Origin of the sequence: uncultured Lacinutrix sp. (genome assembly GCF_947500605.1) — a bacterium.
Lineage (GTDB): Bacteria > Bacteroidota > Bacteroidia > Flavobacteriales > Flavobacteriaceae > Lacinutrix.
In genome coordinates this window covers 94,238-106,418 of the sequence record NZ_CANMSJ010000002.1, presented here as the reverse complement: position 1 = coordinate 106,418, position 12,181 = coordinate 94,238, and the positions used below count along the sequence as shown (strand labels likewise).

General features: G+C 30.4%; 11 protein-coding genes. 6 read left to right on the top strand and 5 right to left on the bottom strand.

Annotation, left to right across the window (positions count from 1 at the left end):
• Positions 1-902: 902 nt before the first annotated feature.
• The 5 genes from Q0935_RS03695 to Q0935_RS03675 form a co-directional block, all read right to left on the bottom strand.
• Entirely contained in the window at positions 903-1,535 is a 633-nt protein-coding gene (locus Q0935_RS03695; protein WP_299249500.1) for a response regulator transcription factor, read from the bottom strand.
• A gap of 59 nt (positions 1,536-1,594) precedes the next feature.
• Positions 1,595-2,041, bottom strand: a complete 447-nt coding sequence (locus Q0935_RS03690) for an aspartyl protease family protein (protein WP_299382510.1) — start codon at positions 2,039-2,041, stop codon at positions 1,595-1,597.
• Positions 2,031-4,604, bottom strand: a complete 2,574-nt coding sequence (locus Q0935_RS03685; protein ID WP_299382508.1) for a CHAT domain-containing protein — start codon at positions 4,602-4,604, stop codon at positions 2,031-2,033. Before Q0935_RS03685 ends, Q0935_RS03690 begins: the two co-directional genes overlap by 11 nt.
• Before the next feature lie 51 nt (positions 4,605-4,655).
• Positions 4,656-6,614 (bottom strand): PKD domain-containing protein, encoded by a 1,959-nt coding sequence (locus Q0935_RS03680; RefSeq protein ID WP_299382505.1) that lies wholly within the window; start codon positions 6,612-6,614, stop codon positions 4,656-4,658.
• Between the two features lie 270 nt (positions 6,615-6,884).
• Positions 6,885-7,322, bottom strand: coding sequence for a hypothetical protein (locus Q0935_RS03675; protein ID WP_299382503.1), 438 nt, complete (start codon positions 7,320-7,322; stop codon positions 6,885-6,887).
• A 151-nt stretch (positions 7,323-7,473) separates the two neighbouring features.
• Here Q0935_RS03675 and Q0935_RS03670 point away from each other — a divergent pair, with 151 nt between their 5' ends.
• From Q0935_RS03670 to Q0935_RS03645, 6 genes are all read left to right on the top strand, one after another.
• A complete protein-coding gene (locus Q0935_RS03670) occupies positions 7,474-8,055 on the top strand; it encodes a sigma-70 family RNA polymerase sigma factor (RefSeq protein WP_299382501.1) in 582 nt (193 codons plus the stop codon).
• A gap of 5 nt (positions 8,056-8,060) precedes the next feature.
• The gene (locus Q0935_RS03665) at positions 8,061-8,801 is read left to right on the top strand and encodes a tol-pal system YbgF family protein (RefSeq protein ID WP_299382499.1); all 741 of its coding nucleotides are present in this window, start codon (positions 8,061-8,063) and stop codon (positions 8,799-8,801) included.
• 109 nt (positions 8,802-8,910) lie between these two features.
• Positions 8,911-9,678: a TatD family hydrolase gene (locus tag Q0935_RS03660; protein WP_299382496.1), complete on the top strand. Its 768-nt coding sequence runs from the start codon at positions 8,911-8,913 to the stop codon at positions 9,676-9,678.
• A gap of 35 nt (positions 9,679-9,713) precedes the next feature.
• A complete protein-coding gene (locus tag Q0935_RS03655) occupies positions 9,714-10,745 on the top strand; it encodes an asparaginase (RefSeq protein ID WP_299382494.1) in 1,032 nt (343 codons plus the stop codon).
• Positions 10,746-10,927: 182 nt separating this feature from the next.
• Positions 10,928-11,695 (top strand): MotA/TolQ/ExbB proton channel family protein, encoded by a 768-nt coding sequence (locus Q0935_RS03650; RefSeq protein WP_299249526.1) that lies wholly within the window; start codon positions 10,928-10,930, stop codon positions 11,693-11,695.
• A 31-nt stretch (positions 11,696-11,726) separates the two neighbouring features.
• On the top strand, positions 11,727-12,179 hold the full coding sequence (locus tag Q0935_RS03645) for a hypothetical protein (protein WP_299249528.1): 453 nt from the start codon (positions 11,727-11,729) through the stop codon (positions 12,177-12,179).
• Positions 12,180-12,181: the final 2 nt, after the last annotated feature.

The window sequence follows — 12,181 nt, the reverse complement described above, 5'->3', positions numbered from 1 at the left end:
TAGAAAATGTAATAGCTTGGTAGAAAGTAACTATTAACAAACTAAGAGTGTTTAAAAAGAGAAGCTCTAAATTAAGTAATAATGTAGAGCTTTGGTTTTTCCTTAATGATAGATGATTAATAGCATTATAAAGATAGTTTCAATAACCTATTTAAAACACGTATAACTACGTGTTTTTTTAGTTTTAATATTTACCGGGTTTTATTGTTAAGTAAAAAAACTTAAGATCAATAGCTTTACAACTCGTTTTATAGAGAATAACCAATTGAAGTAATATAGGATACCACTAATGTTTATTTACTAAAAAAAGAAAAGCTCTACATTAGGTTGTAATGTAGAGCTTAAATTACCCTTAAAGTAATTGATTAATAGCATTATAAAGATAATGTGAATATTTGATTTAAAAAATACGTAGAACTACGTATTTTTATGAGATTTAATTAAATGTGTAAAACACTGTAGACCCCTTTTTTATATACTGGTTAGCGTTATTTCTTATGTTTTTTGAAGTTACACTGTAATTTATTCTTTAATTTAAAAACGCTAGTTTTATTAATTATTGACTTGTTTCAGAAAAAAAGAAAGGATTGAAATAAGATAAGATATTGATTAGTTTTAGTCAAAAAACAACCAGCTAAAAAAAGAGAAGCTCTACATTAGTTATAATGTAGAGCTTTGGTTTCTCTTATAGTCATTGATTAATAGCATTATAAATATACTTCGAATAAACGGTAAAAAAAATACGTAGAACTACGTATTTTTTCGGATTTAAAATTTAGCTAATAATCCTTCGTGAGCTTTGTTATTGTTGGTTAGTTGGGTTTTTTGTGTAAAAAAAGTAATTTTAAAAAGCATTTTATTATTATCTCAAAACGCTAAAAATCTAATTTTAAGAAATAAAACTAGAATAAATCTTTATTCAAATTAGCCCAAAGCATAAGTGCATTATGAGACTTTTGAAGTTTTAATTTCTTTACAATATTGCTTCTGTGTTTTTCTATTGTTCTTATAGAACTCTGTAGCGTATCGGAAATTTCTTGATTAGATTTGTTTTTCGATAGCAGCTTAACAACTTTCAATTCTGTTTTGGTTAGTAAATCTTTAATGTGTGCATTAGAGTATTTTATTTTAGAGTTTAAATAAGAGGCTATTTCTTCACTAAAATACTTTTCGTTTTTTTCAACATGACCAATACATATTTCAATTTCTTCAATAGCAAATTCTTTTAATATATAACCATATACATTAAATGCTCTCGCTTTATCGAAAAGAGCCTCTTCATTATCGAAAGTAATTAAAATTACTTTCGTGTCTAGCTCGTATTTTTGACATTGTTCGGCAACATCTAAGCCTGTTAAATAAGGCATTCTTATGTCTAGAACAGCAATATCTGGTTTGTGTTTAATAATGAGATTGTATGCCGCCTGTCCATCTTCTGCTTTTCCTAAAATGTTGTATCCTTTAGAGGATAAAAAATCACTTAAGCCGCGAAGCATTAATGGATGGTCGTCTGCAATAACAATGGAGGTACTCATATTTTAAGGGAGTTTTTATGTGAAAGGCATAGCTTAATAAATGTAATAAAATTATTGCACTATAGCGATTTTAAGTAAAGGTATTTCTTGTTATAATCTATAATTGCTTTTCCTTTTTTTAATACATCAGCACCAATAATACCATTTACAGGTTTTGCATTATGCATTGTTAAGGCTGTATTTACATGTGTTAAATCGAATAGGACTAAGGTAAGGTTTAAGTTTTTCCAACTACCAATTTTAATAGTGTTTTTAGATGCTGTTTGAGTTAGCATATCTGTTGCTCCTGCTCCTGCAGCTTTTATGTTTGAAGCTTTGGCTTTTAGGTTAAAAAAATCGACATCTTCAAAACCAATACAACTATTAGATGCTCCTGTGTCTAAAATAAAAAGTCCTTTTACACCATTAATACTAGCTCTTACTTCAAAATGATTAGTTTGTGTGAGTCTTAGTTTTATTTTTTTGTATCCTTCTTGAAGTAAATGATCCCAGAGCTTATTTTCCATTTTTCCGTTTAAATAACCACAGTAAAAGTACTATAATTACAAGTGACAGTCCAATAATTAGCCATAAATTATTAGTTTCATTAACTTTATCAAAACTTCCGTAAAGTGTAAAGGCGCTCCAATAATATGGTGATTTTTTTAAGTTTTTTATATCTTCATTATTGATGTAATCTAACTTCGATTGTTGATTCGCATAACTTATAGATTTACTATTGTACAATTTTTTGTAAAAGGAAGTCATTATTTGCGATGTCGATAAATCACTAATTTGCCAAAGCGAATACAATATTCTTTTTGCTCCAGCATATTGGAAACCTCTTGCAATACTTAAAACGCCTTCTCCACGTTTTATTTCGCCAACACCTGTTTCGCAAGCGCTTAAAACTACCAATTCTGGATTTAAATTTAGCCCATATAGCTCGGTAGTAGATATTGGTTGGTCTATAAAAGCTATTTGTGCAGGCTCAAAAAAATCACCACTTGTTCCATGTGTGGATATATGAAGAATAGAGTATTCGTTGGCTTGTTTTAGAAAGTTACTTTTAGTGGCTTGATCACGCATTAATAATGTACTCTCTATTTTTTTTTTAATATTTTTGGCTTCGTCTATTGAGTAAATTAATTCTTGAGAAGTATTTTTGAAAACAGGAAATACACCTAAAACACTATGTTTTACTTTAGTAGAATTGTCCTTTATATATAATGAAATGTTAGAGTTAAAAACTGCTGTATGAAATTTTACAAAAAACGGCATGTTTCCGAAAGTCTTACTTTCAGTTTTTGTAGTTAAAAGGGCATCAAAAGGAATGAAATTTAAAAAGCCATCTGGAATAATAATGAGGTTCTTTTTGTCTTTTACTTCATTTAATTTTAATAGTTTGTAAAGTGAATGCGCATCTGCAGTATATTTAGAGATATTGTTGTTTATAGCAGAAGGATTATCAAAATACTTTATAAAGGTTTTAATAGCTTTAGTATTTACATCATTTAAAAGAATCTTATTAAAAGCTGTTGCTTTATCTGAAACAATAATTTGATAAAGCGCATTTTTACCATAAAAGTAATTTACCAATGTAGATTGGTCTTTTATTAATTTAGTATTAAGTTTTAATATATCTAAAGAGGCTTTTGACTTAGTAGTGTACTTTTTATTAATGATGCTTTTTAAGTCTTTTAATTCAATATTTATTGAAGATAATTGTTCTCTAAGTTCTAGTTTTTGGTCTTCAGTAAAATTAGTAAAAGGAGCCCTTGTTAGTTTATTAATAATCTGTCCTTGATTATTTAAAAGCTTTTGTTGTGTTATTAAAAGTGAATCTTTTGGATGTTCCTTTAATAAGTTTTTTTTACTAATAGTTTCTTTTAAAACCGAAGCTTTATAGCGTTCGCAGAGTTGTAATGCTTCTAATGTGTATTTAGTGTCATCACTGTTATTTTGTAGATAATATAATAGGTTTAAACTTTCTTCGCTTCGCTTGCGTTTTTCGTTTAGTGCTATAAGTTTCCCTTCTTGAGATGTAATGTTTTCAGTGAGCAAATCACTTACATAAAAACTTAAATTGTAATACTCAATTGCTTTTTTAGGATTGGTTTGTATTTCAGCAAATAAATCGAAAATCCCAATAAAAGCATTCTCTGGATATAAGTCAGTTTCTAAAGGCATTGCCTTAGAACTATAATTAGGAATCAATAATTTTAAAGCAGATTTCAAACTTTTTTTAGTGTCCTCGGGTTGCTTAAGTAGTAAGTAGAGTTGTGCTTCTTCAATATAAATTTTAGACAAACTATTTGCTGATGACAGTACATTCGTTTTGAGCCCTTTTAAGTTTTTAAATATTTTTAAAGCTAATACATAATCTTTTTTTTGAATAGCTATTTCGTAAGCCAATTCTAAAGCTTCTATAGATTGTGTTTTAAAGTTAAGCACAATGTCACCGTTATTTATGAATTTTGCTTTTTTATTTAGCCTTGCTTCACTTCTCGATTTTATAAGTTTTAACTTGTTTTTTTGCAGCGTACTAGCTTGTTTTATATTGAGGCCATAATTTGCAATATCAATAGCTAATTGATGCCTTCCAATGGTTTGGTACAAACGCGATAAATTTATAGCTCCTGCAACACGTTGTGTATTGTTTTTGTTTTTTTCGGCTAATGAGATGTAGGTTTTTATAATGTTTTCGGCAGCTGTATGATCTCCAATTTCGTTATAAAGCACACCTAATGGAATTAAACAATAATCGACAATATTGTATTTATAAACAGATGCAACTTTATTATTATAAAGCAGAAACGCTTTTTCGTAGCTATTAATCGCTTTTGTATTATTGTTATTCGCTTTTAAGTAATGTGCTTTATTTAGGAGTAGGTTTACAAATGCCAAGTAATCGTCTGTTGTAGACAATTGTGCTTCAAAAGATGTAATACTATTGTTTAATGTAGTTAATGCTTCAGTAGATTTAGTAAGATTAAAAGCGTCTGTAGCCTCATAGATTCTATTTTCTAAGGTTTGCGAAAACACACTTCCGAAGCAAAGAAAACAGAGAATGAGTAAGTGGTTTTTCATAATTAATTATAATAATTTTCAAATGAGTGAGTTTCCAAAAGAGGCTTAGCATCAGAATTTCCAGATAGCATAAAATTGCATGTAATTATAGTTTTCTTTAAAACTGATAACATAGCGTGCTCCAACACTAGGGCCAATTCTCGCAAAACCTGCAGTGGCTTCTACTAGAAAACCAGTTCTAAAGTTGTTAAAAGAATTTGTTGTGCTGTTAGCGGTCTCACTAATTTGAGTGTAGGGACCAATTTCGACTCCATTTATGCTTTCTGCTCGCTCTATAGTTGTGCTCTCGGTATTCTTTTCACTTAACGAAATCATGCCTTGTAATCCGGCTCCTAAACCAATATAATTATTTACGTTGTATCGTGCTAAAACAGGTAATTCCCAATCTACATTATTGTAACTAGTTTTTTTAGTGGTACGCTGTATGCCAATAAAAGTAGGTGAGTCAATATCTTCGACAGTAACCGTAGTGTTGTCGTTATATTCATGAAAACTGTTTAATAACTCAACCTGCCAATACCACTTGTAAGATTTATAAGGTGAAATAGTAGCGCCTACAAAATAACTTTTAGAATCTTCAAGATCACTAAACGCATTGTACCCTGTTTTTGCTCCAATTGAGATGCCTGGTAAAAAACGAGTTGTAGAATAATTGGTAATTATAGGTTCGTTTTTGTCGAAAATAATAGCGGTTCTTGATTTCGTTTTTTGTTTATGAAAATCTTTGCTAAAGTTTAAACTGTATTTTACAAAACCTTGAGTAGAATCGTAATCCTTTACATTTTTTTGTTCGCTTCCAGGAAGATAGATGTTTTTGAAAGTGAAAATGGCTTGCTTATCGGTATAGGTAGTGTCTAGGCAACTGTAATTGACTTCAGTTTTTGGACAGATTTTCACCTTTGGATACATGTCTTCGACTTGAATGGTAGATTTATTGAACATATCTGGAACATCTGTTTCCAAACGAATAGTGCTTGCCGGACCTTCGCCATTGTTTTGGAATCGAATTTTAAATTTTGGTCTTTTAAAACGAACCAATCTATAATTTAAAAAGGTAGAATTTGATGACATTTTATTAGGATCGTGAGAGGTTACAATCTCCATTTCCATGTCTTTTACTTTGTGAGTTTTGTAATTGTTATCTGGAATATAAATACTTCTAACCGAAATTATGGCACTTGTATCCTTCAACATTTCTGGTGTTGTTTTAAAAGTGTAGAAGATGTTACGTTCTTCGTTAGGTTTCATATTCTCAAAAGCAATGGTGCTTGATTTTTTATATGTTGCTTTAGTTTCCATAAGTGTAAGCTCAAGATCTTCCTTTTCTGTAGAGTCTTGAAAATGTGCACGAAGTAAATTTATTTCGTTTTTAGACGAAGCGTAAAAACTACGCTCATCGTTAACTTCGTGTGTAAAAACAAAGTCTTCACTATCTATTTGTCTTTCGTTATTATAAAGTCTGGTATCTGCTAATTCAAAATTATCGGCTTTATACTTTTGTTCATTAAAATAAAGATGAAGCGTTCCGCTAGTAGCGTAGTCTTTATAATTTTTATAACTCATAACTACAACCATTTCTTCTTCGGGCATAGGTTCTCTGTTACGCAAGAGCGTAAGATCGTCTGCCATAGTATTAGAAGCTTCTGCAGAATCATTAGCATCGTCAACTTTAATTTTTTTAGGCCTTGATGTTGGTGGTTTTCCATTGTCGTAAACATTGGTTGCCCAATATTTAACTTCGTATTCGCCTTCTTTTTTATATTGTTTTGTAGGTGCTTTTTCGTTGCTGTAATCACCATCTCCTAGCTCCCAAAAGTGTTTGTAAAATGCTGTTGGAGCTCCTGCTATTTGAGTTAATGGAGGTGTTTCTGGTGTAAAGGTAACTTCGCTACCGTTCTTTTTATATGTAATATTAGCAACTCTTCTAGTTGTATCTACTACTTGGTTTTCTTGACTTATTGCCTTTTGAGAGATAAAAAGAATAATGAAAAGTGTTATTAGATTTTTCATAATAGCGTTGGTTGGTTAAGAATTTAAAGATACAAAAACTGTAATTTCAAAGTTAATTGAAAATCTGTTAATTTCTTAAGTACATTATATTACTTGCTGTTTTGAGTTAATTAACTGTAAATTAGGTTTTATATAAGTCAAATAGCTTGTTTTAATTCTATACTTTTTAATGTAAAACAAAGACCAGAAAAAAAATTATTTCCTGGTCTTTTATAGGTAGTAATCTAATATCGATAATACATCAAGAGCTTCTTGTGTCTATTCTGCTTTTTATTTGTTTTTACTCTCTATAATTTTGTAAGAAACGATATCTCCTTTTACTACTAAATGCATCATCTTTTTAGCAGAAAACTCATTAGAGCTATATCCTTTAGCATAACCGTATTCGCTCTTTACTTCCCAGAAATAAGCTCTATTAGTTTTAGAATGCATTTCACTTTTTAATACATAATAGTTGGTGATTTTTTGCTCAAGTACTATCGTGCCTTGTCCTAACATGTTTGATATTCTTTTGGCGTCGAATAAAGTAGAGGCTGTTCCTGCAAATTCACCAGTTGTTGTTTTAACAGTCCAATCAAAAATTTGTACTATTTCATCTTTTGTAATATCTACACTTGTTGCAGTGTTTGGGTTCGTTTTTAAGGTTGTAGCATTTAAATTTAAAAAGCTTAATACTACTGTCGCGATAATTAAAATTGAATTTTTCATAATTTCTAAATGTTTATAGCTTAATGTTTTGTTATAAAGTTATTGGCGTTTTGCCTTTTACAACCTTATATCAAAACCATTTAAAAATTGTTACCTCTCTTTTCTAAAGTTTTTTTAAATTCGTAGGAAACTAACCGAAAAACAAGGACTTATGAGTGGGAAGAAAATTCATGAAGATCAAAAGTATATAGAAGGATTATTAAATAATAACTCTTTTATTATACAAGCTATTTACGATAAGTTCGTGCCTAAAGTGGTTAATTATATAAAACAGAATAGTGGCGATGCAGATAAAGCGCAAGACATTATACAAGAAACTATTGTTACTATATATAATCAAGCAAAAGAACAAGACTTGAAACTTACGTGTCCTTTTGATGCTTATTTCTTTTTGCTTTGTAAACGTAAGTGGTTAAACGCACTCAAAAAAAATAAAAATAAAGAGGTAACAATTAACGAAGAAGTTTTATCTATAGATGACGATGCACAAGAACTAGCCTTTGAAACCTCGCTATTTGGAGAAAAACAAGCTTTGTTTAACGAGATGTTCCAAAAAATGGGTACAGCGTGTAAAGATTTAATAAAAGCAACTTTTAAAATAAAATCTATGGAAGATGTTGCTAAAAGTTTAGGTGTAACTTATGCTTATGCTCGAAAAAAGAAATCGTTATGCATTGGGCAATTAACAAAGTTGGTTCAAGAGTCGCCAAAATTTAATCAACTTAATTTTTAATTGATATGGAAGATCAGGATTACATTTTATTCGATAGTTATATAAATAATGAATTATCTGCGGAAGAAAGCCTAGCTTTTGAAAACAGACGTGATAGTGACGAAGCATTTGCGCAAAGTTTTAGAGTGTTTTTAGACGCTACTATTTATTTGCAAAATAGCATTAGAAATGAAGCTGAAACAAATGACTTTAAAAAGAACTTAGAAAGTATATCTACTAATCATTTTAATAAAGCGAAAGCAGTAGCAACTAAGCCACAACCTTCAAAAGTGTTTAGATTTGCAAAGCTGGCAATGGCTGCAAGTGTGGTTATCTTTTTAGGTGTTTTTGCTTTTAATCAGTTTTCTAATCCCACGTATTCAGATTATAACGCACACGAACCAATGACAATTGTTAGAGGTAGCGTAAAAGATTTAATAGCTGCTACAAAAGCCTTTAATAATAAGGACTATGAAAAAGCAAATGTGTTATTAAAAAATGTGCTTGAAAAAGATCCTGAAAACAGCGAATTACAATTGTATTATGCTATTACTAATATAGAATTGGATAATTATAAGGTAGCGGACTCCCAATTAAATAAAATTATTGCAGGAGAATCTGCATATAAAGACAGGGCATTGTGGTATTCGGCATTAAGTAGGTTGAAGCAAAAAAATATTGATGCTACTATTGTGCTTTTAAAACAAATCTCTGAAGAAGCAGACGACTATAAAGAGGCTCAAAAGTTGTTAGATAAATTAGAGTAAGCTCTAAATTATAATTTTTAGTTAGGGTTAAATTTATTTATCAGAACTTTATAGAAAATAGAATCATAAAAAGTCATCATTAAACCGATGACTTTTTTATTTTTACCGCATGATTATTACAGATACACATACACACTTATATAGTGAGGCTTTCGATGAAGATAGAGCGGAGGTAATGCAGCGTACTATAGAAGCAAATGTTTCAAGATTGTTTATTCCTGCAATAGATTCTACATACACAGCATCTATGTTGCAATTAGAAAAAGACTATCCTGAAAATATTTTTTTAATGATGGGTTTACACCCAACACATGTAAAGGAGAACTATAAAGAGGAATTGGCACATGTTGTAGAAATGTTAGATAGCCATAAGTTTTATGCCGTTGGCGAAATTGGTATCGATTTGTATTGGGATAAAAGTACGTTGGCAATACAACAAGAAGCTTTTAGATATCAAATACAGTTAGCAAAACAACATAAATTACCAATTGTAATACATTGCCGTGAAGCGTTCGATGAAATTTTTGAAATATTAGAAGAAGAAAAGAGTGATGATCTTTACGGGATTTTTCATTGTTTTACAGGAACTTTAGAGCACGCCCATCAAGCTATTTCTTATAATATGAAATTGGGTATTGGTGGTGTAGCGACATTTAAGTATGGTAAAATAGATCAGTTTTTAAATGAAATCGATTTAAAACATATTGTTTTAGAAACCGATTCTCCTTATTTAGCACCAAAACCTTTCCGCGGAAAGCGAAATGAAAGTACTTATATATTAAAGGTCGTGGAGAAGCTTTCGGAAATCTATAATATTTCTGAAGAAAAAATTGCCGATATTACAACAGAGAATTCTAAAGCCATTTTTGGCGTGTAACCAAAAGCTAAATACTGTTAGTTAAAAGCGAATAAATGACAAAAACAATTCCGAACATACTCCTTATATATACCGGTGGAACTATTGGTATGATAAAAGATCCCGAAACAGGAGCATTACGTGCGTTTGATTTCGATAATTTATTGGTTCGTATTCCAGAACTAAAGCTTTTAGATTGTAATATAGAAACGTTTTCTTTTATAGAACCAATAGATTCTAGTAACATGGAGCCCAAATATTGGGTTGAGATTGCTGAGGTTATTGAAGAGAATTACGACACATTTGATGGTTTTGTGGTATTACACGGTAGCGATACAATGAGTTATACTGCGTCTGCTTTAAGTTTTATGTTAGAACATTTAGCAAAACCAGTAGTGTTTACAGGTTCTCAATTACCAATTGGAGATTTGCGTACAGATGCCAAAGAGAATTTAATTACTTCTATACAAGTTGCTTCTTTGCAACATTATAGTAAACCTATAATTAAAGAGGTGTGCTTGTATTTTGAATATAAATTATATAGAGCAAATAGAACTACAAAAATAAACGCAGAGCATTTTGAAGCCTTTGCAAGTTTAAACTATCCTGATTTAGCAGAGTCTGGCGTACATTTAAAGGTAAATAACGATGCGTTATTTAAACCCAATGAAAGAAAAAAACTGTTGGTTCATAAAAATTTAGATAAAAATATAGCGTTAATAAAGTTGTTTCCGGGCATTTCGGAACAATTGTTGCGCTGTATATTTAATACGCCAAACCTAAAAGGTGTTATTATCGAAACTTATGGTGCCGGAAATTGTACAACCGAAGATTGGTTCATTTTATTATTAAAAGAAACCATTAAAAAAGGCATACATATTATCAATATTACACAATGTTCTGGCGGAAGTGTCATGATGGGACAGTATGAAACTAGTGAAAAACTAAAAAAAATAGGTTTAATTTCAGGAAAAGACATCACAACCGAGGCAGCGGTTAGTAAACTCATGTATTTGTTAGGAGAAAATATTACACCTAACTTGTTTAAAACCATATATGAAACTGCATTAAGAGGAGAAATGGCTTAAAATTATCATTTAAAATTTGAGACTTAACTTTTTTTTCATTTAATTTGAAATCGGAAATTATTAAAATACATTTAGGGCTTGAGTAAGAATTTTCTACAAGCTCTATTAATATTTTTATATTTACTTCCTTTTTTTTTATATCTTTAACACTTTAACTAATTAATAAAATTAAGATCAAAAACATGAAAAGATTATTTTCTATCCTAGCCATAGTATTTTTAATGGCATTTGGCACAGCTAATGCAACTACGAGCGCAGCAACAATTGCTACGACTATTGCGACTACACAAGATGCAGCAGCAGATGATGTAGCAGAAGAATTAACGTTCCACCAAGAACTTAAAAAACGTTTTATTGAAGGTGGACCTGGTTTTATGGGAATTGTATTACTTTGTTTAATTCTTGGATTAGCAATTGCTATTGAAAGAATTATCTTTTTAAACCTTTCTTCTACAAACACAAAAAAATTAACTCAAAATGTTGAAGACGCACTACAATCAGGTGGTATTGAAGCAGCAAAAGAAGTATGTAGAAACACAAAAGGTCCTGTAGCATCTATTTTCTATCAAGGTTTAGATAGAGCTGACGATAGCTTAGAATCTGCTGAAAAAGCTGTTGTAGCTTACGGTGGAGTTCAAATGGGACAATTAGAGAAAAATGTATCTTGGATATCATTATTTATCGCATTAGCTCCAATGTTAGGGTTCATGGGTACGGTAATTGGTATGATTCAAGCCTTTGATAAAATTCAGTCTGCAGGTGGAATGGATGCAACGTTAGTAGCAGGTGGTATTAAAGTAGCCTTATTAACAACTGTATTTGGTCTTATTGTAGCAATTATATTACAAGTTTTCTACAACTATATTGTAGCAAAAATTGACAGTATTGTAAATGACATGGAAGATTCTTCTATCACTTTAATGGATATGTTATCGAAATATAAAAAATAAGCTATTAACTAAAATTTAAAAACATAAGATTATGCATAAGATTTTAAAAATAGTTGTAGCTCTATTAAGTTTAGTTGGTATAATTTCACTTTTCCGTATTATCGCAAAAGGTGAAGAAGAAGTAAAAGGTCTTGCAGCTGCAGGAGATACTTCTTTATTAGAACCAATGGCTTGGATAGCTTATATAATATTAGCTTTAACATTAGCATTAGTAGTTTTCTTTGTAATCACTAATTTATTTGGTGGTAGCGGAAACATTAAAAACACTTTAATAGGTGTTGGTGCTTTTGCTTTAGTGCTAATAATAGGATATGGTCTTTCAGGAGGAGATCCTTTAGTAGGTAAAGTATATGCTTACGATGGAGTTATGGCAACAGAAGGAGAATCAAGATTTGTAGGAGGTGGTTTAATTGCTTTTTATATATTAAGTGTTGTTGCAATTGCATCAATGGTATTCTCAGGAGTTAAAAAATTAATTAAATAATT

Bases quoted from the DNA above. Each gene is read 5' to 3' on its own strand.
- Q0935_RS03685 (WP_299382508.1), bottom strand. From the start codon at position 4,604: ATGAAAAACCACTTACTCATTCTCTGTTTTCTTTGCTTCGGAAGTGTG.
- Q0935_RS03680 (WP_299382505.1), bottom strand. From the start codon at position 6,614: ATGAAAAATCTAATAACACTTTTCATTATTCTTTTTATCTCTCAAAAG.
- Q0935_RS03670 (WP_299382501.1), top strand. From the start codon at position 7,474: ATGAGTGGGAAGAAAATTCATGAAGATCAAAAGTATATAGAAGGATTA.
- Q0935_RS03645 (WP_299249528.1), top strand. From the start codon at position 11,727: ATGCATAAGATTTTAAAAATAGTTGTAGCTCTATTAAGTTTAGTTGGT.
- Q0935_RS03675 (WP_299382503.1), bottom strand. From the start codon at position 7,322: ATGAAAAATTCAATTTTAATTATCGCGACAGTAGTATTAAGCTTTTTA.
- Q0935_RS03665 (WP_299382499.1), top strand. From the start codon at position 8,061: ATGGAAGATCAGGATTACATTTTATTCGATAGTTATATAAATAATGAA.
- Q0935_RS03695 (WP_299249500.1), bottom strand. From the start codon at position 1,535: ATGAGTACCTCCATTGTTATTGCAGACGACCATCCATTAATGCTTCGC.
- Q0935_RS03690 (WP_299382510.1), bottom strand. From the start codon at position 2,041: ATGGAAAATAAGCTCTGGGATCATTTACTTCAAGAAGGATACAAAAAA.
- Q0935_RS03655 (WP_299382494.1), top strand. From the start codon at position 9,714: ATGACAAAAACAATTCCGAACATACTCCTTATATATACCGGTGGAACT.
- Q0935_RS03650 (WP_299249526.1), top strand. From the start codon at position 10,928: ATGAAAAGATTATTTTCTATCCTAGCCATAGTATTTTTAATGGCATTT.
- Q0935_RS03660 (WP_299382496.1), top strand. From the start codon at position 8,911: ATGATTATTACAGATACACATACACACTTATATAGTGAGGCTTTCGAT.